The sequence below is a fragment of the Bacteroides sp. AR29 genome (assembly GCF_900217715.1).
GTDB lineage: Bacteria > Bacteroidota > Bacteroidia > Bacteroidales > Bacteroidaceae > Bacteroides > Bacteroides uniformis.
The window spans coordinates 198,491-221,687 of record NZ_OBMS01000005.1; the positions used below are offsets into that span (position 1 = coordinate 198,491).

The 23,197-nt window shown below is 48.9% G+C and carries 16 protein-coding genes; 10 read left to right on the forward strand and 6 right to left on the reverse strand.

Features of this window, described 5'->3' with window-relative positions; genetic code table 11:
* Nucleotides 1-145: 145 nt before the first annotated feature.
* Entirely contained in the window at nt 146-622 is a 477-nt protein-coding gene (locus CSD97_RS04925; RefSeq protein WP_035457531.1) for a pyridoxamine 5'-phosphate oxidase family protein, read from the forward strand.
* Nucleotides 623-685: 63 nt separating this feature from the next.
* Here the strand turns inward: CSD97_RS04925 and cysK are convergent, their stop codons facing one another.
* On the reverse strand, nt 686-1,633 hold the full coding sequence (cysK, locus tag CSD97_RS04930) for a cysteine synthase A (protein ID WP_022400956.1): 948 nt from the start codon (nt 1,631-1,633) through the stop codon (nt 686-688).
* Between the two features lie 219 nt (nt 1,634-1,852).
* Between cysK and epsC the strand changes: the two genes are divergently transcribed.
* From epsC to CSD97_RS04975, 9 genes are all read left to right on the forward strand, one after another.
* Complete coding sequence (epsC, locus tag CSD97_RS04935) at nt 1,853-2,752, forward strand: serine O-acetyltransferase EpsC (protein WP_005830965.1); 900 nt, start codon at nt 1,853-1,855, stop codon at nt 2,750-2,752.
* Between the two features lie 139 nt (nt 2,753-2,891).
* Nucleotides 2,892-4,391: a THUMP domain-containing protein gene (locus tag CSD97_RS04940; RefSeq protein ID WP_009037570.1), complete on the forward strand. Its 1,500-nt coding sequence runs from the start codon at nt 2,892-2,894 to the stop codon at nt 4,389-4,391.
* A gap of 20 nt (nt 4,392-4,411) precedes the next feature.
* Nucleotides 4,412-6,637 (forward strand): DPP IV N-terminal domain-containing protein, encoded by a 2,226-nt coding sequence (locus CSD97_RS04945; protein ID WP_009037569.1) that lies wholly within the window; start codon nt 4,412-4,414, stop codon nt 6,635-6,637.
* A 183-nt stretch (nt 6,638-6,820) separates the two neighbouring features.
* Nucleotides 6,821-8,095, forward strand: coding sequence for a phosphoribosylamine--glycine ligase (purD, locus tag CSD97_RS04950; protein WP_098032020.1), 1,275 nt, complete (start codon nt 6,821-6,823; stop codon nt 8,093-8,095).
* Nucleotides 8,096-9,091, forward strand: a complete 996-nt coding sequence (locus tag CSD97_RS04955) for a hypothetical protein (RefSeq protein ID WP_098032021.1) — start codon at nt 8,096-8,098, stop codon at nt 9,089-9,091. It abuts the gene before it with no gap.
* Complete coding sequence (locus CSD97_RS04960; protein ID WP_005830979.1) at nt 9,076-9,555, forward strand: YqaA family protein; 480 nt, start codon at nt 9,076-9,078, stop codon at nt 9,553-9,555. The genes CSD97_RS04955 and CSD97_RS04960 overlap by 16 nt, the downstream gene beginning before the upstream one ends.
* A gap of 162 nt (nt 9,556-9,717) precedes the next feature.
* Complete coding sequence (mnmD, locus tag CSD97_RS04965) at nt 9,718-10,404, forward strand: tRNA (5-methylaminomethyl-2-thiouridine)(34)-methyltransferase MnmD (protein ID WP_016272274.1); 687 nt, start codon at nt 9,718-9,720, stop codon at nt 10,402-10,404.
* A 70-nt stretch (nt 10,405-10,474) separates the two neighbouring features.
* A complete protein-coding gene (locus CSD97_RS04970) occupies nt 10,475-11,377 on the forward strand; it encodes a zinc ABC transporter substrate-binding protein (RefSeq protein ID WP_022400951.1) in 903 nt (300 codons plus the stop codon).
* A gap of 34 nt (nt 11,378-11,411) precedes the next feature.
* Complete coding sequence (locus CSD97_RS04975) at nt 11,412-12,218, forward strand: metal ABC transporter ATP-binding protein (protein WP_098032022.1); 807 nt, start codon at nt 11,412-11,414, stop codon at nt 12,216-12,218.
* A 74-nt stretch (nt 12,219-12,292) separates the two neighbouring features.
* Here the strand turns inward: CSD97_RS04975 and CSD97_RS04980 are convergent, their stop codons facing one another.
* The 5 genes from CSD97_RS04980 to CSD97_RS05000 form a co-directional block, all read right to left on the reverse strand.
* On the reverse strand, nt 12,293-14,185 hold the full coding sequence (locus tag CSD97_RS04980; RefSeq protein ID WP_098032023.1) for a hypothetical protein: 1,893 nt from the start codon (nt 14,183-14,185) through the stop codon (nt 12,293-12,295).
* On the reverse strand, nt 14,178-16,703 hold the full coding sequence (locus CSD97_RS04985) for a glycoside hydrolase family 9 protein (RefSeq protein ID WP_098032024.1): 2,526 nt from the start codon (nt 16,701-16,703) through the stop codon (nt 14,178-14,180). Before CSD97_RS04985 ends, CSD97_RS04980 begins: the two co-directional genes overlap by 8 nt.
* Nucleotides 16,704-16,708: 5 nt before the next feature.
* Complete coding sequence (locus tag CSD97_RS04990) at nt 16,709-17,806, reverse strand: AGE family epimerase/isomerase (protein WP_227980093.1); 1,098 nt, start codon at nt 17,804-17,806, stop codon at nt 16,709-16,711.
* A 305-nt stretch (nt 17,807-18,111) separates the two neighbouring features.
* A complete protein-coding gene (locus CSD97_RS04995) occupies nt 18,112-19,800 on the reverse strand; it encodes a RagB/SusD family nutrient uptake outer membrane protein (RefSeq protein WP_016272269.1) in 1,689 nt (562 codons plus the stop codon).
* 31 nt (nt 19,801-19,831) lie between these two features.
* Nucleotides 19,832-22,996: a TonB-dependent receptor gene (locus CSD97_RS05000; RefSeq protein WP_016272268.1), complete on the reverse strand. Its 3,165-nt coding sequence runs from the start codon at nt 22,994-22,996 to the stop codon at nt 19,832-19,834.
* Nucleotides 22,997-23,197: the final 201 nt, after the last annotated feature.

Below are 23,197 nucleotides of genomic sequence, written 5' to 3' on the forward strand. Positions count from 1 at the left end.
CGAAAGAGAGGGGAGAGGAGAGCAATGAATTGAAAACTTGCGAAACTTGAGTGAAGTGAAATAAAGAATAACCCTACAATATTAAATATCCCCACTTCCCCACTCCCCTCTCTTTCGGAGAGGGGCCGGGGGTGAGGCTTTGCACATGAAGACAATTACTATTACAGACCCTACACAGATTGAGGAAATTATCCGTAAATGCCCATACTGCATAGTGGGCATCACAGACCTTGAAGGAAACCCATATACGGTTCCCATGAACTTTGCCTATCAAGACGGGGTAATATACTTGCATTCCGGCCCGGAAGGCAGTAAAGTGGAGATGGTAACAAAGCACCCGCAAGTTTGCATCACCTTCTGCGAAGGACACGAGCTGGTTTATATGCACCGGCAAGTGGCATGCAGCTACAGCATGAAGTCGCGCAGTGTTATCTGTCGTGGGAAAGTACACTTCGTGGAAGACATGGAAGAGAAGCGACGCGTACTCGACATGCTGATGAAGCAATATACGGAAAATGAATGCAAATATGCTGAACCCGCCGTACGCAATGTCAAGATATGGGAAGTAAAAGTAGAGAAAATAAGCTGCCGGTCATTCGGGTTAAGACCAAGCGAACTATAAATACCATCTGCCGGTCACCTGCTCCACATTGATGGAGCGGATAACCGGCAGAAATATTTACTTTTACAACGGATATTCCTCAAATGCATACAACAGCGTCGAAAGATACCGTTCTCCCGTATCGGGCAGCAGCGCTACAATCGTCTTTCCTTCATTCTCGGGCAACCGTGCCAAGCGGGTAGCTGCAGCAACGGCAGCTCCCGAAGAGATGCCGACCAGCAGTCCCTCATACTTCGCCAGTTCGCGACCCGTACGGATGGCGTCATCATTGGATACCAGCAGCACTTCGTCTATCACGGCACTGTTATAGTTCTTCGGCACAAATCCGGCACCGATACCTTGTATTTTATGGGGACCGGGCTTCCCACCGGAAAGTACGGGAGAATCTTCGGGCTCCACAGCCACAATCCTTACCTTTGGGTTATTGGCTTTCAAGGCTGCACCCACACCACTCACTGTGCCTCCCGTACCTACACCGGCCACGAAAATATCCACCCGGCCGTCTGTATCACGCCAGATTTCTTGTCCGGTAGTACGCTCGTGCATTGCCGGATTGGCAGGGTTGTCAAATTGCTGTAGAATCAGCGAGCCGGGGTTGGCGGCTTTCAGTTCTTCGGCACGGGCTATGGCGCCTTTCATACCGTCGGCACCCGGAGTCAGTACCAATTCCGCACCGAGGGCTTTCAAAAGGTTGCGGCGTTCCAAGCTCATTGTGTCGGGCATCGTCAGTATCAGCTTGTAACCTTTGGCAGCGGCCACAAAAGCCAGCCCTACGCCCGTATTCCCACTGGTAGGTTCGATGATGGTGGCACCGGGCTTCAACAGCCCTTTTGCCTCGGCATCTTCTATCATGGCAAGCGCCACGCGGTCCTTCACACTGCCGGCGGGGTTAAAATATTCCAATTTGGCGATAACACGGGCTTTCAGACGCTTATTCTTGTTATAATTATTCAACTCCAGCAAGGGAGTGTTGCCTACCAGGTCGGTAAGGCGTTCTGCTATCTTCTTCATAATCCAACTGTTTTTAAATTCCTCATTCCCCTAAGGGAAAAGACTAACAATCCGGAGTGGAACGAGGTATGTTATTTCTTACAAGACAAAAGTAGCGCAAAATTGGTTCGTAGAAAATACCACAAATATGGTAAATACGTACTATAAATGAGGGATATGTAGGATATTTGACGAGTATTTCCTATCTTTGTTGCCACTTTTAAACTTAAGGATATCATAATGAGTCCACTCAACTTTACCCACATTTTGACACAAGCAGTCGATGAGCTATCGGAAAGCGAATCATACAAAGGACTGTTTCACCAGCATACGGACGGCAACCCGCTGCCTTCGGCAAAAGTGCTGCGCGACATCATCGAACTGGCGCGAGCCATCATCTTCCCCGGATATTTCGGAAATTCTACGGTCAACAGCCGTACGGTGACTTACCATATCGGTGTCAATGTCGAACGCTTGTTCGACCTGCTGACCGAGCAAATCCTTGCCGGCCTCTGCTTTGCAGGCGACGGCGAATGCAACTGTTGTACCGAGCTCCAACGGGAAGAAGCCGCCTTATTGGCTGCCAAGTTCATCAGCAACCTGCCGGCAATGAGACGTACACTCGCCACAGATGTGGAAGCCGCCTACAACGGTGACCCCGCCGCACAGTCGTTCGGCGAAGTCATCAGCTGCTATCCGGCCATCCGCGCCATCAGCAACTACCGCATCGCACACGAGTTGCTCAAGTTGGGTGTTCCCCTCATTCCCCGCATCATCACCGAGATGGCGCACAGTGAAACGGGAATCGATATCCATCCAGGAGCGGAAATAGGTGGTTATTTTACCATCGACCACGGTACGGGTGTGGTAATCGGCGAGACCTGCATCATCGGCAACAACGTGAAGCTGTACCAGGGTGTGACCCTCGGTGCCAAGAGCTTCCCGCTAGACGAAGACGGCAAGCCCATCAAGGGTATTCCCCGCCATCCCATTCTGGAAGACAATGTGATAGTCTATTCCAACGCCACCATATTGGGACGCATCACCATCGGACAAGGAGCCACCGTAGGCGGCAATATCTGGGTGACAGAAGATGTTCCCGCAGGAGCAAGGATTGTACAGACAAAGGCCAAGAAGTAAGTCACAAACAACCAATAAACAATTAAAATCGTAAATAACTCAAATCAGCAGTTCAAGTAGTTAAATGGTTATCAGCCACTAATGAGAGAAACGAGTGACAACTACCCAGATTGCCGATTCACATAAAGTAAATGCATAGATGAGCGAACAATCTTTTGAAATGATTGCCAAAACCTTCCAAGGACTGGAAGAGGTACTGGCACAAGAGCTGACTGCACTGGGCGCCAACGAAATAGAAATAGGCCGCCGCATGGTATCTTTCAGTGGTGATAAGGAAATGATGTACAAGGCAAACTTCTGCCTGCGTACAGCCATCCGGATACTGAAACCCATCAAACACTTCACAGCCAAGGATGCCGACGAGGTTTACGAACAGATTAAAGCCATCCGATGGGAAGACTATCTGGATACGGACAAGACCTTTGCCGTGGACGCGGTTGTATTCAGTGAAGAGTTCCGTCATTCCAAGTTCGTTTCCTACAAGGTGAAGGATGCCATCGTGGACTATTTCCGCGAGAAGACCGGCGAACGTCCCGGCGTGCGTGTCAACAAACCGGACGTGCTGCTGAACATACACATTGCCGAAACCAAATGTACGCTGTCTCTCGACTCCAGCGGCGAATCGCTGCACCGCCGCGGTTATCGCCAGGAAGCAGTAGAGGCCCCGCTGAATGAGGTGCTGGCCGCCGGCATGATATTGATGACCGGCTGGCGTGGCGAATGTGACCTGATAGACCCGATGTGTGGTTCGGGAACCATTCCCATCGAAGCGGCGCTGATTGCACGCAACATCGCTCCGGGCGTATTCCGCAAGGAGTTCGCTTTCGAGAAGTGGGTGGATTTTGACCAGGAGCTGTTCGACACGATATACAATGACGACAGCCAGGAACGTGAATTTACGCATAAGATATACGGTTACGACAACAGCCCGAAGGCAAACGAAATTGCCACACACAATATAAAGGCTGCCGGCGTAAGCAAGGACGTGGTATTGAAGCTGCAACCTTTCCAGCAATTCGAGCAACCTGCGGAGAAATCCATCATCATCACCAATCCTCCCTACGGTGAGCGTATCTCTACCAACGACCTGCTGGGCCTTTACTCCATGATTGGCGAGCGTCTGAAACATGCCTTTACGGGCAACACCGCATGGATTCTTTCTTACCGGGAAGAGTGCTTCGACCAAATCGGGCTAAAAGCCACCTCCAAGATACCTTTATTCAATGGTGCGCTGGAATGCGAATTCCGCCAGTACGAAATCTTCGATGGAAAGTACAAGGAATTCCGTGCCGAAGGCGAGGAGTTGAGCAAGGAGCGCAAAGAATTTCGTCCGGCTTCTGGGGAACGGAAAGAGTTCAAACCCGGAGAAAGACGCGAATTCCGTCCCCGATTCAGCGGAGAGAGACGTGAATTCGGTAGCGAAAGACGCGAGTTCAACGGCGAACGCAGACCAAGAGAATTCAAGGACGGCGAAAAGCGCGAATTCCGTCCGCGTGAAAGAAGAGAGTTCAAGGATGGGGAAAGACGGGAGTTCAGACCGAGGGAAAGACGTGAATTCGGTGGAGAACGCAGAACAAGGTCGGGTGAGTCTTACCCGGAAAGCAAAAGAAGAGAGGCGGGAAAGAAGGAAGAAGAATAACACGAACAATGACAAGGAGAATGAATGCAAAGAAAATAAGTAAGAGCATTCTTGCACTGCTGATAACAGTACCTGCTCTGCTTGCAACAAACGCTATGGCACAAGAACTAAAAAAGCCGACCCTGGAAGATCTGATTCCCGGAGGTGAGACCTACCACAAACCGGAAAACAAATCGTACCAGTGGTGGGGCGATGCCGCTTGTCTGGAACTTGGCATCGACAATATAGAAGGTACATGGGCTGTCAAAGGATTAGGTGCCAAGCCCGGAGAGAAATTCACTGCCATCACATTGGAAGAAGCCAACGCGCTGCTGGAAGAAAAAGGACTTGGAAAACTGCGTCACTTTCATGCTGCAAAGGCTGTCAACGTACCCCGAGGCGTCAATCTGGGTATTCAAGTCCAAATAGACCCACTCCTGCTGCTGAACACCGGCAAGTACCGTGCCCTCGTCGACTGGAAGAAGAAAAAAGTCATCTGGAGCCAGCCTTGCCCCGCCCAAGCCGCAAATGAGGATTGGAACGAGGTAAGCCGCCATTTGGCTTATACTATCGGCAATAATCTCTATGTGATGACCGGTGACGGGCAAACCCTGAAAGTCACCAACGAACCGGAAGGTATCGTCTGCGGACAAAGTGTGCACCGCAATGAATTCGGCATTTCAAAAGGCACTTTCTGGAATCCTGCCGGGGACCTGCTGGCCTTTTATCGAATGAACGAAAGCATGGTCACCCCCTATCCATTGGTTGACATCACGACAAGAATAGCACTGGTGGATAAAATACGCTACCCCATGGCCGGCATGCTCAGCCATCAGGTAAAGGTAGGTATCTACAATCCTGCTACTCAAAAGACCATCTATCTGGACATGGGCGACCCAAAAGACCGCTACTTCACCAACATCACCTGGGCACCGGATGGCAAAAGCCTCTATCTGATAGAGCTAAACCGAGACCAAAACCACTCCAAACTGTGCCGGTACGATGCTGAAAGCGGAAAGCTGCAACAAGTGCTCATCGAAGAGAGACATCCCAAATATGTGGAGCCGCAATCTCCCATTCTATTCCTGCCATGGGACAGCCACAAGTTCATCTATCAAAGCCAGCGTGACGGCTTCAACCATCTGTACCTATACAATACGGAAGGGGAACTGCTGAAGCAACTCACCTCCGGCCCCTGGCTTGTACAAGACATCGTAGGTTTTAACCGGAACACGAAAGAGCTCATCATCAAGAGTACGGAAATCTCTCCTTTGCAGAGCAACCTTTACGCTGTCAACCTGAAGAATGGCAAACGCAGCTTGATAGGAGACCCAACCGGCATGCACTCGGCACAAATCTCCGGTTTCATGGGAACTTACCTCATCGACAATGCCTCTTCGCCCACTTGCCCCCGTATCATAAAACTGATGTCCACCAACCCGAAAAAACAACGGGAACACACACTGCTGACAGCCAAGAACCCCTACGAAGGCTTTGAAATGCCCAGCATAGAAGTAGGCACCATCAAAGCCGCCGACGGCAAGACAGACTTGTACTACCGCCTGATAAAGCCTGCCGACTTCGACCCGGCAAAGAAGTATCCCGCCATCGTCTACGTATACGGCGGCCCGCACGCCCAGATGATAACGAACGGCTGGATGAACGATGCCCGCGGCTGGGACATCTACATGGCAAACAAAGGCTACATCATGTTCAGCCTCGACAACCGTGGCAGCAGCAACCGTGGACTGGAGTTTGAAAACGCCACCTTCCGCCAGCTGGGCATCGAAGAGGGCAAAGACCAGGTGAAGGGCGTAGAATTCCTGAAAAGCCAGCCTTATGTGGACGGAGAGCGTATCGGCGTGCACGGCTGGAGCTTCGGAGGACACATGACTACGGCGCTGATGCTGCGCTATCCCGAAATTTTCAAGGTAGGCGTTGCCGGCGGACCGGTTATCGACTGGGGATACTACGAGATAATGTACGGTGAGCGCTATATGGACACTCCGCAAGCGAACCCGGAAGGCTACAAGCAGACAAATCTGAAAAACCTTGCCGGTAACTTGAAAGGACATCTGCTCATCATACACGACGACCACGACGACACCTGCGTGCCGCAGCACACCCTTTCATTCATGAAGGCGTGCGTGGATGCCCGTACCTATCCCGATTTGTTTATCTATCCCACGCACAAGCACAACGTCCTGGGACGCGACCGTGTGCATCTGCACGAGAAGATAACAAGATATTTTGAAGAATATCTTTAATGTACAATGTACCATATACAATGTACAATTTGCTATGCAGTGCGGGCGTGCAAATAGGGAGTAGATGGTAGAAGAAAGAAGAGAATAAAAGAGAGAATAAATCATTAAGTATAACAATCTGTACAACTTACCTGATGCCCCACAGCACAGACAAATTGTACATTGTAAATTGTAAATGAACCCATGAAAGTATTATTATTAGGCTCCGGTGGCCGCGAACACGCTCTGGCATGGAAGATTGCCCAAAGCCCGAAAGTAGAGAAACTATATATTGCGCCCGGCAATGCAGGTACAAGCGAAGCAGGCGAGAATGTGAACCTGAAGGCGACAGACTTTCCCACACTCAAGGCCTTTGCCCTTGAGAAAGAAATCGACATGATTGTTGTGGGTCCCGAAGACCCGTTGGTACAAGGCATCTTCGACAGCTTCAAGGAAGACCCTGCCACCTGCCATATCGACATCATCGGCCCCACCGCCAAAGGTGCTACACTGGAAGGTAGCAAGGAATTTGCCAAAGGCTTCATGATGCGCCACAACATCCCCACTGCCCGCTACAAGAGCATCACCGCCGACAACTTGCAGGAGGGACTCGACTTCCTCGCTTCCCTCGAAGCGCCTTACGTACTGAAGGCCGACGGACTGTGTGCAGGCAAGGGCGTGCTGATTCTCCCCACACTGGAAGAAGCTCAGAAAGAGCTGAAGGAAATGCTGGACGGCATGTTCGGCGATGCCAGCGCCACGGTAGTCATTGAAGAGTTCCTCAGCGGCATCGAATGTTCCGTATTCGTGATGACAGACGGCCGCCACTATAAGGTATTGCCCGTAGCCAAAGATTACAAGCGTATCGGCGAAGGCGACAAAGGCCTCAACACCGGCGGTATGGGCAGCGTTACTCCCGTACCTTTTGCCGACGAAACATTTATGGAAAAAGTACGCACCCGCATCATCGAACCTACCGTAAACGGTCTGCTGGAAGAAGAAATCGGCTACCAAGGCTTCATCTTCCTGGGACTTATCAACGTGAAGGGCGAACCGATGGTAATTGAATACAACGTCCGCATGGGCGACCCCGAAACCGAAAGTGTAATGCTGCGTATCAAGAGCGACCTGGTAGACCTACTCGAAGGCGTTGCCCAGGGCGACCTCGACCAGCGTACACTGGAATTCGACCCTCGCACAGCCGCTTGCGTCATGCTGGTGAGCGGAGGATATCCGGAAGCCTACGAAAAGGGCAAGGTGATGACCGGATTCGAGAAGGCTGCCGAAACAGACAGCATCCTCTTCCATGCCGGAACAGCCACCAAAGACGGACAGACCGTAACTGCCGGTGGCCGTGTCATCGCCGTCTGCTCCTATGGTGAAACAAAGGAAGAAGCCTTGCAGAAGAGCTACCGCGTGGCCGACATGATAAACTTCGAGAAGAAATATTTCCGTCGCGACATCGGATTTGACTTATAAATGAGAACGAAGAGATTCCAGAACCGGATAACGGCAGGGCGGTTCACACTACCCACCGCTATCCTGATTTCAGTATCCTGCTGGATACTGACCGCTGTTCTGTTGCCCGAGACGGAGACACAGCAAAGCGGATATTCCCTTTGGGAAACATTCTGCGACTTCTGCATCCCCACCTGGGCAAACCGTCTCTTCAGCTTTATTCTGTATGCCGTCATCGGGTACTTCCTAATACAGCTCAACAATACGTTCGCCATCATCCGGATGCGGGCATCGGTACAGACTTCTGTCTACTTCCTGCTGATATCCGTCTGCCCCAGCCTACACATGCTGTATGCGGGAGACTTGGCAGCCGCCTCCTTCCTGGTGGCACTGTTTTTCCTCTTCAAGAGCTACCAGCAGGCACGGCCCACAGGCAGTCTCTTCCACGCCTTTGTCTTCATCGGACTGGGCAGCCTGCTTTTTCCGCAGCTCATGCTGTTTGTCCCCATCTTCTGGATAGGTGCCTACAACTTCCAGTCTCTCCAACCCAAAAGTTTCTTCGCTTCCTTGGTAGGATGGAGCGTACCCTACTGGCTGTTGCTGGGACACGCCCTCTACTACGGGCAAATGGAACTCTTCTGCCAGCCCTTCCGCGAGCTGGTGACCTTCGCTCCCACCCGGTTCGACTATCAGCCGTGGGAACTCGCCACCCTCGGGTATCTCCTTGTTCTGTTCATCGTCAGCGCGGCACACTGTCTCATTGCCGGCTATGAAGACAAGATACGCACCCGGAGCTATCTACACTTCCTCATCCTGCTGAATTTCTGCATCTTTGTCTATATCGGACTGCAACCGGTATTGAGTGTCCACCTGATGTCCTTTCTGCTCATCGGTGTCAGCATCCTGGCGGGACACTTGTTTGTACTGACAAATAGCCGCGGTTCCAATATATTCTTCATTTGTGCATTTATCGGATTATTCATTCTATTAGGATTCAACATATGGACGCTTTTGTAGATACACTCGTACAGCTGCTGATTGACTGGGGATATGTCGGTCTGTTCATCTCTGCCCTATTGGCAGGAAGCATCATTCCGTTCAGTTCCGAGATAGTGATGGTAGCACTGGTCAAGGTCGGTCTGAGCCCGGCACTGTGCGTACTCTCCGCCACCTTGGGAAATACGCTGGGAGGCATGACGTGCTACTACATGGGACGTCTGGGACGTATAGACTGGATTGAGAAATATTTCAAGGTAAAAAGGGAAAAGATAGAACGGATGCAGCATTTCCTCCAAGGGAAAGGGGCACTGATGGCTTTCTTCGCCTTTCTGCCTTTTGTGGGAGAGGCTATAGCCATTGCACTGGGCTTCATGCGCAGTAATCTGATGCTGACCACCACGTCCATGTTTGCAGGGAAACTGGTGCGCTACATAGCTATGCTGTGGGCACTGCAAGGAGCCATTTCGATGATGAATTATTGACATGTAGTGAGTTTGAGCAATAGATGTATAGATACAACGCGTTGGATGTATAGATGCAACGTACTGGATGTATAGATGCAGCACACTGGATATATAGGCGCAACAACACGCTGAATCACAGAGAATTAAACTAAATAAAAACATTCAACAAAAGCAGAAGTGATGCAACGAATCATAGAGAAGACGGAAGACGGAAGTGCGACACTGTTTGTACCGGAACTGAATGAACATTATCATTCGGTAAAGGGGGCACGTACAGAGTCACAGCACATCTTCATCGACATGGGACTGAAAGCATCCGCTACTGCCCGCCCGCATATCCTTGAAATCGGTTTCGGCACCGGGCTGAATGCCCTGCTTACACTGGAAACTGCCGAAAAGGAAAAGAGACCTGTGCACTATACCGGTATCGAACTCTATCCGCTTGCATGGCCGGAGGTGGATGCGCTAAAATATAGCGACAATCCTCTGTTCGAGGAACTGCATCGGGCTGCGTGGGAAGAAGAAGTTGCCATAACTCCTTATTTCACACTGAGAAAAGTGCGGGCAGATGTCGAAACAATAAGCATTGACAGTTTGTTAATGATTAATAAATCTCCGTTCGACGTTGTCTACTTCGATGCTTTTGCACCCGAAAAGCAACCGGGAATGTGGGAGGAAAAAGTCTTCCGGAATATCCATGCCGCCATGAGCACTGATGGCGTGCTGACCACCTACTGCGCCAAAGGAGTAGTACGCCGCATGCTGCAAGCCGTAGGATTCAAGGTAGAGCGTCTTCCAGGCCCCCCCGGAGGGAAACGGGAGATACTGAGGGGAAGGAAAGAGGAAGTGATAATGGATAAGGAATAGTTGATAATGAATAGTTGATGCCCCCTGCCACAGCGCAGCCAAATTGTAAATTGTAAATAGTAAATTGTAAATGAAAAAGTTTTGTTTTTTACTCCTCATAGCCACCTTGCTCTTCTCGTGCAAGCAAGGAGGCCAACAGAACAAGAAGAATGACGATAAACCCGTGATTACCGTCACCATCGAGCCGCTGCGGTATTTCACCGAAGCCATTGCCGGCGATGAATTCACCGTCGTCAGCATGGTGCCCAAAGGTTCAAGTCCGGAAACCTACGACCCCACGCCCCAGCAGCTTGTCGACCTTGCCCAAAGCAAGGCCTATTTCCGCATCGGCTACATCGGTTTCGAGCAGACATGGACGGAAAAACTGACGGACAATGCTCCCCACCTGCAATTCTTCGATATGTCCGAGAATGTGGAACTTATTCTGGACGATACCCATGCACATCATCATAAAGACGGGCATGTACACGAAGGCCATACGCACGCCGGTGGTGTGGAACCCCACATCTGGAATTCCACCATCAACGCCCAAATCATTGCCGGAAATATTCTGAATGCACTCTGCGCCATAGACAAAGCCAATGAAAACGCCTACATGGAACGTTACAACGCACTCATCCGGCGGATAGAGCATACAGACAGCCTCATCTGCCAGATGCTTTCCAGCCCGAATGCCGACCGTGCCTTCATGATTTATCATCCGGCACTTTCCTACTTTGCCCGCGACTACAACCTGCACCAGATTCCTATCGAAGCCGGTGGAAAGGAACCCTCTCCCACCCATCTGAAGAACCTGATAAACTCCTGCAAGAAGGAGAAGGTACGCGTCATCTTTGTACAGCCGGAATTCGACCGCCGCAATGCCGACCTTATCGCCCAGCAGACCGGAACCCGGGTGGTGGCTATCAATCCCCTCTCATACGACTGGGAGGAGGAGATGATGAATACGGCCAGAGCGCTTGTAAAAGAGTAAACGATGATTCTGTCCATTTAACGAAGAAGAAGCTATGCCTGCATCCCCCATTATAGAGATAAAGAACCTCAGCGCCGGATACGATAACCGGACCGTACTGCATGATATAAACCTGACTATCTACGAACGTGATTTTCTGGGTATCATCGGCCCCAACGGTGGAGGAAAGACCACACTTATCAAGTGCATCCTGGGACTGCTGAAGCCCACTGCCGGAGAGATACTTTATCATACCGATTCCCCGTCACCCGAAGTAGCCGGTTCTCAATGCCTACCCCTCAACACTCGATTATCCATGGGGTATCTGCCCCAGTACAGCAGCATCGACCGGAAGTTTCCCATTACAGTAGAAGAAGTCATCCTTTCAGGCCTCAGCAGCCAAAAGCCACTTGCTTCGCGCTTCAATACCCGACACCGGGAAAAGGCCCGCCATGTGATAGCCCGCATGGGACTGGAAGGCATGGAACAACGCGCCATAGGTGCCTTGAGCGGCGGACAGTTGCAACGCGCCTTGCTGGGACGTGCCATCATCTCCGACCCACAGGTCGTGATTCTTGATGAGCCCAGTACCTACATTGACAAGCGTTTTGAAGCCCGCCTCTACGAACTACTGACAGAAATCAATGAAGAATGTGCCATCATCCTCGTCAGCCATGACATCGGTACGGTATTGCAGCAAGTCAAGTCTATCGCTTGCGTCAACGAAACGCTGGATTACCACCCCGACACCGGTGTCACGGAGGAGTGGCTGGAACGGAACTTCAACTGCCCGATAGAGTTATTGGGACACGGAACACTGCCACACAGAATACTGGGAGAGCATAAGCATGCTCATGAATAAGCAAAGGAGGTTGGTTTTACAGTAAACCAGCCTCCTTGCTCTTTCAAATAGTCACCCGGCAATCTTCTTACCCATTATTTATATCGGAATGCCTTATATGAATGGGGCAACAGTAATAAACGGAAAGAATTCTTAGGCGTAACCGGACGTCTGGTCTGTATCACCGGTCCGGCAGGAAGAGGACCCAAAACAGTCCCATCCTCCAAGCTTTCCAGCTTCATCACCTTATCACCGGTCACGATACGCACCTCTACCGGTTCGTCATTGAAGTTCTCTACCACCAGCGTTTTATTGTCATATACAAACAGGCCTACTTTGGAGGGAGCTTCCAGACAGACTCCTATGTCCTTACTCATAATGCGACGAATTTCATTCAAGGCATTGGCCGGAAAATCATACAGATTGCCCATATCGTCGGGAATGGTAAGAACATACAGATTACCGGTAGCATACGGGGCTCTCAACAGAATAGGATAGCCCGAAACTCCACCCGTCAGCGGACGACCGGCACTGACCATCTCCCAAGCATCATTCGTATAATACTGCACCTGCGGAATCAACAGGTCACGTCCGGACTGCCCGTAACGGCCGAAATCATTGACAAGAGCCTTCAAATCAGTACAACGCAACTCGGCTACCTCTGTAAGCTTCTCAGGAATGGCTTTCAGCAAACTGCTCGTAACCACCACATCACGCCCGCTTTGCAGTTGTCTCTTGATTTTAGCCATAATTTCCGTATCCTGTGCAGCTTGTGCAGTCAGCAGAACCACTTGCTGGTCTTCCGGAAAAACAGGACGCATATCCATCGGCAAACCTATCATGCCCAAATAGTTCTGAAGGAAATCATCACCGGCGGTATGAAAAGGCTTGTAGGATTTTATACCCACCGGATTCCCCAGCTTATGAATCAACTTATCCGTCTGTTTCAGCACAACACCGGCTATACGGGCCATCGTGGTAGGTTCTACCAAAGAGCCGTCTTCCAACCGGATGGGAGCAGTCACCTCATCATAGTTAAAGCTGGTACCCATTCCCTGCCAGGGAGTACGGTATTTAGGAGACAACTTCACATCCAGAAGCTGGTGATAGGCAAATAGAATAATCTCGGGAGCCTTGGCAAGCATGGTCAAATGAAGCTGTTCGGCATACCGGTCCATACCCATGTTCAGTCCACCTACATCGACCCATCCCCCACCGTTATAACCCGGACGCAGGTTATCGAAATAACGGATAATATTATAACTCAGATAGTTCTGCAAATGCTGATTACCTGCCGGGTCCCTTGTTTCAGTACCGGTCCAGATACCGTCAAAGAGCTGGGGACCTTCCTCCAAATTAAATCCCAAACCTTGAAAGTGATCATACCAGTTGGGATATTTGATAATCACCTTTATCTGAGGATTCACTTTCTTGGCAGGTTTCAGCACGAGGTCACGACCGGCCTCGGTCATCAGCTTCAAGCGGTAGTCCGTCCAGCTCTGCATTCCTTTTGCCTTTATTTCTATGTCGGACTTGCAGCTGGTGAAGAAGAAATCATCCAGAATAAACTCATCAAAGTGTTTCGCCGTGTGTTCCGCAATCTTTTGCACCATCTTGCGGTGTTCGGGATTGGAATAGCAGAATGTCTCGAAACTGTTTGCCTCGTTGATGGTATAGGTAATACCTCCAGCTGTCTCTATACCCCGGTCATGAAAGAATTTCTTTGCCTGCTCCAGAGTGGCATCCTCCACAACCAGCAAGTCCCGGTGTGTTTCCAGATAAATCTTGTCCACTTCCAACTGTTGTGAAATCACATTCCAGGTAGAATCCAGCCAATGGATGTCCTTCATCTTGTCTACCTCGTAAGCACGGACATAAATGGATACTTTGAAACTCTCGTAAGCTTTTGCCTGCATGGTCATATTACAAACCATGCAGAGCAGAAAAACTACAATTACAAACTTATCTACCTTTATTTTACTATTCATTGCAATTCAATATTTTATTAGACGCCAATACCATATACATAAACCACGTAGCATGTCCACCCAGGCAATACTCACCTTCCTGCCACAAGAACGGAAAATGAAGCAGTTCGGGTAGATCGGGACGAATCAGATTAGTACCCGGAGAAACTCCACCCGGGATATAAGACCAATCAGCACGATTGACACCATAGGCGGCCTTCATCGTTTCGGCACCAACCCCCGTTACAAAAGCTGCCTGGTTACGTCCCGGATGCATACCCAGCAGATACTGGACGGCATTAAAAATGTAGTCCGGTGTAAATAAGTCAGGATAAGCAGCATGTAAATAACAGTAGTTATAGCCCAAATGCTGAGGCTCCCATGAACCGGAAGAACGGTTACCTCTGTCGTGTGGCACTCCATACGGGGTTTTACTGCTATACTCCTGATACATGGCCTGTAACTCCGGCAATGCCTTACGAATAGCCTTGCTGAAACGGACATTGCCCACAGCCTGGTCGAACCGTCCGATGAACCAGCCCGTCTGACGGATATTCTTGCAGATGAAATCCTGCTGCTGCAAAACGAAATCGCGGTACCCGGCTTCCTTCGTTGCCAGATAAAGCTCTACGGCGGCATGTACTTTCGTTGTCAGTATCCAATTGTTATCACAACGTGTAATCTTAAACAGCTCACGGGCTATTTCCAGACAATCTGCCGCCAGAGTATCATTATGTCCCTTCAGCACGCGTGAAATACCTGCCAGCCAAGCGGCCACCTGTAACTCACGTCCCGGATTGTCTTCCGTAAACACCCAACGGTCATCAGCCGTTCCACTGACATGATCAGTATGGGCCGAAGCATCTCCCAAGTGTGCATATTGCCGTACAGTAGGACACAAAATTCCTCTATAGAGGCGTCCCAATGCCTTCCAACCGGCTACTACGGTCAAAGCCCCGTTTTCCACTTGCTGTAACAAGTCGTTTTTCCCGTCAGGCTGGTGTATCTCTACAATCCGTTTTTCGAAATCAATGGAAGTCTCGTCCCAGTAGGCGCCGAAATTCTCACAAGCCATAGCGAGGATATAGGCTTCACCTGCCTGCGACTCCACACGCAGGTCATAATCGCCTGCATCGTGCCAACCGCCTACGTTCAATCCCGGAACAAGATCGCCCGGCTGATATTTGCACAGAGTAGAAGGTCCCTGGCTATATCCGTCAATGTGATTGATATTCGTTTGGGCCATTCGGGCATCGTCCTGGTGGCAGAAGTCATGCCATACACGATACTTCTCGTTGACACGCATGTGACACATCTGTACTGGTAGGAAATATTCCACCTCCGCCTGCCAGATTCCCTTATCCCAAACATCCTTTGCAATACGGAACACCGGAGAAGCCGCATCACCGTACATCACCTGATAAAGTCCCTCTTCCGTAATTTCCGTAAAGTCGAACTGCAAATAATGGTAACGCTGGAAATCTCCCCAATCCTTGGCAGCCTGCTGTTTCACCAGTTTCCTGCCGTCGGCCGCAATACGGTAGAGGGCAGGTTGCCGGAAATCTGTATCCCGTTTGTCCAATTCGATGACAGCCACTTTCTTCTGTCCGGGATGAGAACCCACTTGAGAGGCCTGTACCACCGGTGCATAGCGCCACTCCTTGGTAACTGTGGGACGGATAATCCATCTCACCGCATTCCCTTTCGTTCCTGCCGGAAATTCCGAACGAAGCACAAACCAACCGTTATTATGGTTTATCCGTCCGTCATACAGCATCAAATCCCCCTTCTCACTCTCAATCATAATCTTTGCCAACTCATCCTGCGGATTGAGCACAAACTGTTTTCCCGCGGCAAGAGGAGCAGAGACAATATCATCGGCAATCATCGGATTATAAGTCTTCCGGTCCAGAAGCAACTGGTCCAGGCTGGCTTTCCCCTTAGGATTGAAATCTCCGATATGTTCCATATTGGAGGTCTGCTTCATCGTGGGGCCCATCGCCTGATGAGGGAAAACGCCCGTCTGGTTATCCATTATCCAAGGCTTGCCCAACAAAGTGGAAGGCACCAACTCCAGATTAAAACCGAGTTTCCCGGCAAAACGTTCCGGAACCGGCCGGTCCAAATCAACGGTCAATACCAGATAGTCCTTCTCCCCTTTCACCTTAATAGTATAGCCGAAAGCAAAATCCGGATAAATCATCGGATTGAAACCCGCCATATGCTTGGCCGAGTCGGGATAGCTCAGTGTGACACGGATTTCGTTGGCAGCCTCATCCACCACCCGTTTCCTCATCTTGGGCAATCCCTGCCACTGCCCCTGCGAAATCTCGAAACGCACATCACCGCCTGCGGCCCTGCGGTCTCCATTCAAAACCAAGGTGACACCCCCTTGGTGTCCTTCAGGATAGACATCACTGAAAACCATCACATTGGCCCCGTGGTTTTCAAAATACCCCGACGGGTTAATCTTGAAGTCCTGGGCTTGCAAACCTGCACAAAGCATCAGTGATGCCGCACCTATTATCAATTTCTTCATACGTATTATTTTAAACGATTATACATTTCCACTCCCAAGCGTACCGTATGATATGGACAACGCCACATACTTACTTTGGGAGCCTCCTTTTTAGGCTCTCCGTCGAAACAGTCGCTATACCATTCCCCGTATTCCTTGTCCACCATATGGTCTTTGACAAAAGTCCAGACCGTATCAACCGATTGTAGATAAACGTCACTCCCGCTGATTTGCCAAGCATTGACACAAGCTATCACCGTTTCAATCTGGCCCCACCATGAGGCATGCTTGGTTTTTCTGTCACCTTTCTTCTCGTAAATCATATAGCCTTTATCACTCATTCCTTCAGCCAGACAAGCTTCCGTCACATCCAATGCAAGCTGATTTGTCTGTTCTATCAAGTCCTGATTTTCCAGCGTACGGGCAGCCTCACAAAGCAACCATCCGGTCTCAACATCATGTCCGTAAGAATCCATTTCGACCAGACTGTTCCACTCATTATCAAAGAACAGATTGAAATGCTTCCTTGACGGGTCGTAAATGCGGTTCATGAACAAATCGACGCAAAACTCAAGCCTTTTCTTCAAGCCATTGTCTTTCCAGCACTGATATAGAAGGGTATAAGCTTCCAACACATGCAGATGGGCATTCATGGTCTTAGGAGCGTTATTATCATATTGCTCCAATTTTTCCCAATTTTCGGTAAAGGATTCCACATAACCGTCATATTGCGGTTCGCGACCTTTTTCTTCCAAGACATGATACAAACTAATAGCAGTTTTCAGACTTTCGTCGTTACCCGTCGCCAGATAGTGCTCTGCTAATCCATAAATAGCATAAGTCATGGCATAAGTATACTTAGAAGCATTCACTACTTCACCATCGGGGTTGACCAACCAATACACCCCACCGTTCTTCTTATCAATAAATGTATCGATAAAATAGCGCTGAGACTTGTTGGCAAGTTTCAGATAAGATTCATCTCCAAATGTACGGTATGCAGCAGAAAAACTCCACAGAATCCGGGCATTCAACACTCCTCCTCTGGGAGCATCTACCACCGGAGTACCATTCCGCAATACAGTCCCATAAAAACCGCCGTCAGGCGCCACTGCATAATCCATCCAAAATGGCAGTACACTGTCCCGGACATTGGCAACAATTTCCGCACACAATGTCGACCGTAACGAATTATGCCGAACAGTACATGCACACACGCCCATACATATAAATAGAAGGAAACAAAATGTTTTTCTTGCCATACTTAACTACAAGTTTAAATTGTGGACACTTAATCATCTGATTTGCTCATTCAGGAATACATACCCCAAACATAGTGAAGAATCTCTTTTCTGTAGAAGAGATTCTTCACTTCGTTCAGAATAACAGAACAATATAATTGTCTATTCTTAGCACAATTTTAGAGTCATCAATATCCCTCATTCTGGTCCTCCGAATTGATGAGAGGATTATTAAGAATCTCATTAGTAGGTATTGGGAAAATCTCCTGATATTTCTGATGCTCAAAATAACGGAAAGAATCGCCAGTTTCCCAGCACTCCTCCGGTGTAGAATTGGCTTTTGTTTTCGGGTATTCGCATCTGAACCATTCTTCAGCCAACCCCATACGGCAAAGGTCAAAATATAAAGAGAACTCTGCATTGAGCTCATGACGGCGTTCTTGTGTCAAAGCCACTTTCCATACATCACTTGTATACCCTTTCCGCGTCTTATATTCAGCATAAACAGTCTTTGCATCGGGTACATCGACAACTGTCGTATTCAACATTGCCTGCGGGAAATCAATGGCTTGTACACCAATTTCCAAGTTACCCCACGCACGATTACGCACTTGTCTGATCATCTCCCATCCGGTCGCTTCCTCACCCGTCTCGAAACAACATTCAGCATAATCCAGCAATACGCCTGCATATCGTTTGAAAGTCAATGAAATCGGGCAATACACAAACCCGTCCTTACCCGGTTGCTTTCTCCAATACTTCAGTGAATATACACAAGGTACATTTTCAGAGCCTTGTACATATCCGCTGTAAGAGGGATTGGTACCCAGTTTTTCATTGGTAATAGGATGTACGTCACCCGTACCTACACAAGTATACTCCTTGCGCTTGTCTCCCTGCTCAAAAGAGCGATAATACTCCCAAGACAGAGCCAAGGACCCCCAACCGCCATACTCGGGAGCGGCACACATATAGCCATACCATATCTTGCCGTCATCGTGGCTGTTGCCTCCCCAATTCATATTGCCGTGAATATGATAAGCCACCTCAAAAATGGATTCTTTTGTCCAATGGTTGTCCCAGGCATGAAGATTGGCATAGCACGGCTCCAATGCATAGGTATTACTGGTAATAATGTCATTCAATTCCTTCTTGGCTTCAGTAAATTTCTTCTGATACATATAGAGTTCTGCCAAAAATGCCTTGCAGAAACCTTTCGTAATACGACCGTATTCTCCATCGGCAGGTTCCCAATCCAGCTTTTCCATGGCAAACTTAAGGTCTTCCTCAATAACCTGATAAGTGCCTTCCAGATTTTCAGGACGCGCCTTTCCTGCACTGGTTGTATAAGTCTCACCCGTAAGCAACATGGGGACAGGGCCAAAGACTTTTGACAAATACAAGTAATTGTATGCACGAATGGCACGCGCCTCGGCTTCAAACTGCACTTTCTTTTCGGCAGAAAGCACGGAAACGTCCACATTCTGCAATCCGGCCAGAAAACGGTTGGCACGGTCAATACCCTTATAGCTCATACGCCAAGCCGTATCCAGCGAACCTTTATTGGCTAATACCGCATGACGTTGCCATTCGGCATCCCAGCCGGACGCCTGGCAATCCATCGTACTGTGTCCGGCAATAAATACATTGGGCTTAAATCCCCATGTCGTATCATCGCCACTATTATCACTGCCTTGATAGGTATAAAAAGTATCATAAATACCATAAAGCCCCGACTTTATATTTGCCTCATTCCGGTACATGAAATCTTCGGGCAGAATATCGTAATGATCGACTTCCAAATAGTCATCACAAGAACTGGTAGTACCCAAGGTGAGAGCACCCAACAACAATATATGGTAAAAACTTTTTCTCATAATATGATTTGTTTATCTGTTAAGTATTAGATTAGAATTGTACACTCACACCGAAAGAGACGGATAACGGGAACGGATAGCGTCCGCCATCGAAACCTGTCAGCAGCACTCTGTCCGAACCGACTTCCGGATCACCCCATTTGTTATACGAAGAAAGCGTCAATATGTTGTCTGCACTGACAAACATGCGGGCATTCTCCATCTTCGCGTGCTTTACCAAATTCTTCGGGAAAGTATAGCCAAACTGAATGTTCGAAATCTTCAAATAATCGCCTTTCTTAATGAAAGCGTCACTGGAACGGTGATTCTTATTGTGGTCGCCCTTGGTGATACGCGGATATTTGCCATTGGGATTCTCAAGAGTCCAGGCATTCTTCACATATTCTGCCAGAACGTTCTGGTAACCGCCGTCAGGACCATACATAGAAGTCAGACGGGCAGCGCTGTAAGAATAGACATCCATTCCGGCTACCCCATACATATTCATTGAAAAGTCGAAATTCTTGTAAGAGGCAGTAAGGTTCAAACCGTAGGAAAGAGTCGGGAAACCATTACCGATAACCGTACGGTCTTCGTCTGTAATCTGGCCGTCGCCATTCAGGTCGATATACTTGAAGTCACCCGGAGCGGTGTCACCATCCTGGTACTTGCCTGTAGGCGATTGAGCATTCAAGGCATCAATCTCCTGCTGGTTCTGAAAAATACCGGCCACTTTCCAGCCATAATAAGAACCTACGGCATAACCGTTCTGTGTGATGGAGTGATTGTCCCAGTCATCACCATCCTGCGTACCATAACTGTTGTTTTTATAGAAAATAGGGTCACCCACCTCTACCGCCTCATTTTTCAAGGTAGAACCATTTACACGTACTCCTACATTCCAATCACCGAAACTTTTATTCCACGCAGCACTAACCTCAAAACCTTTGTTACGGATATGTCCGGCATTGGTATAGACAGACGTAAAACCGGTAGAAGGACGGATCTGACGATAAATAAGCAAATCTTTCGAGTCACGGATAAAGTAGTCCACCGAGAATGAAAGCTCGTTGTTCATAAAGGCCATGTCCAGACCGATGTTGGTCTGCTCGTTGGTCTCCCACTTCAGGTTGGTGTCAATTTCCTTTTGCTGTGCGATACCGGCTGCATTCATCATGCCGCCCCCGGCCATGACATAATACATACAATCCAAAGAAGAGAGCTGAGGGACAGAAAGACTGGTTCCGCTACCCGCATTACCGGTCTGCCCCCAACCTGCACGTATCTTCAGGTTGCTGAAAAGATTCAGATTCTTGATGAAGTTCTCCTCTGACAAGCGCCATGCCAAAGAAGCGGAAGGGAAAGTACCGTACCGGTTGCCCGAACCGAAGTTGGAAGAACCGTCGCGGCGTACTGTAGCCGTCAGTATATAACGGTCATTCAGACTGTAGGTCAGACGTCCGAAATAAGATTGATAACGGGTCTTCAAGTCACGTCCCCCATTTGTATTCTTGGAGCTGGGGTCGTTTGTCAAAGAAATCTGGCGAATGTTGTCAGCCGGGAAATCACTGGCACTGGTATTCAACCAGACACCGTCCGTATCGCTGATAGAGAAACCCGCCATAGCGCTTACACGATGATGGGCATTCGACCAGTCATAGTTGACAAACGATTCTAAGGCAATCTCCGAGTTCTGATTCTGATTGATAGAATAACTGTCCTTACGGTCCTTCGAACCAAATGTACGAGGATTATAAGGGGTATATCCATCATAACCTTTTGTGAAATAGTTGTAGCTACCGATGGTTTTAAAAGTCAATCCCTTTGCAATGTCCAATTGCAGGAATGCACTGGCCACCAAACGGTCCCATTTGGAAATCTGGTCGGTTCTGGTCTTGGCTGCAGCCACCAGGTTGTCGGCCCCCTTGTTGATGTCACCATCAGACTCTTGTTTATAATGTCCCCATGAACCGTCGGGCAGAACGATAGGCATAGAATAAAAGACTCCATTCTCTACATAGTCCATCGTAGGAATGGCTTGCGCATAACTACGCATATTGCCACTGAAGTGATGCTGGGCATGTGTATAGTTCAAGTTCAATCCCACATGAATGAAATCTTTCACTTTATGAGTGATGTTGGCACGGGCTGTCAGACGTTTGAAATAAGATTCAATGACAACACCTTCATTATTCAGATATCCCACTGAAAGGTTGGCTTGCGTGGCTTCCGTACCACCCGAAGCGGAGAGATTATAGTTCTGCTGCAACGCTGTACGTGACATTTCATCTTGCCAATCGATGCTATTCAATTTGCCAATGTACTCTTCGCCAAAAGCCAGATTGGTCATGACCGAACCGTTACGGCAAGATTCGCGTACTGCCTTGGCAAAGAGATCTGCATCGGCCACGTCTATCTTGTTGTTGTTGAATTGAAGGGAATAGTTGGCAGAGAAGTTGACTTGTGCCTTGCCCTTGCTTCCGTTTTTAGTGGTAATCATGATAACACCATTGGCACCGCGTGTTCCATAAATGGCAGTAGCAGAGGCATCTTTCAGGATTTCAATGCTCTCCACATCGTTTGGATTAAGAAAGTCAATGGAAGTACCGACCTGCACTCCATCCACTACATAAAGAGGGTCGGAACTACCGTTTACGGTGGCTACACCACGAATACGGATGTTGAATCCCCCGTCGGGCGAACCGGAGGAACGGATGACGGAAACACCGGCGGCAGCTCCCTGCAGACCTTGTCCCAAGTTCACCGGATTACGTTTCATCATCTCCTCTGCATTTACAGAAGTAACGGAACCGGTCAGGTCGGATTTCTTCATCGTACCATAACCTACCACCACCACTTCTTCCAATGTTTCGGCATCTTCTTTCAAGATAATCTTCAAGGCATTCATGTTTCCGGTTACTTTAACGGTCCTTGTCAGATAACCGATGTAACTGGCTTTCAGCGTAGAGCCTACGGGACACTGCAAAGAGAAGTTTCCGTCCAAATCGGTAATCATACCGTTCGTCGTACCCTCTACGATGACATTGGCACCGATAATGGGTTCGCCCTTCTCATCTACCACTTGTCCCTTTACGGTGGCTACACTCTGCTGCACTACAGCGACACTTGCAAACGGATATCCGCTTGTTGCAAAGAGAGGTCCGGCGCACGCCAGCGATACTGACATGATGCCCAAATACTTCATCACATTTCTCATAAATACTAAATACTTAGGTTTAACAAAGACCCTGCTTGGAATATACCGGGAATAAGAGTTTTGCCAGTTTGCTGGCACGGTCTTGCCAAGCCGTTGGCTAAGTTTTGCCAATGTGATGGCAAGACTTTGCCACTATAGTGGCAAAAAAGGTTTACTCTTTTCCCGGCCTACCGGCAGGAGTGGATTAAATATAGATTTTCA